At 36.1% G+C, this 233-nt stretch carries 1 pseudogene; it reads right to left on the bottom strand.

Going from position 1 to position 233, the window contains the following annotated elements:
- Nucleotides 1-233: pseudogene (locus tag V6252_RS13025) on the bottom strand (hypothetical protein); the annotation flags it as partial.

The raw sequence follows: 233 nt of genomic DNA, 5'->3' as shown, positions 1-233 counted from the left end.
TGTTTTATTTGAATATATTGCAAATTCAGCTTCACGCGTCGCTGATGATCCGCTATTCTGAATACCTAATGTAATCTGATTTGAAGTATAAACAATAGAAGTAGCTTCAGGCGCTTGAACAGTAAGATTGGACGTCTGAGTAGCCGTACTTCCTGTACTAGCCGATATACGAACATTCCCACTACATAAAGTTTTGTCTGTATTTATAGCTTTATAGACAAATGTAATCATAC

This window comes from Psychrobacter proteolyticus, from assembly GCF_038155145.1.
Lineage (GTDB): Bacteria > Pseudomonadota > Gammaproteobacteria > Pseudomonadales > Moraxellaceae > Psychrobacter > Psychrobacter proteolyticus_B.
Note: the sequence above shows the minus strand (reverse complement) of the source record. Positions and strands in the feature narration are given on the sequence as shown.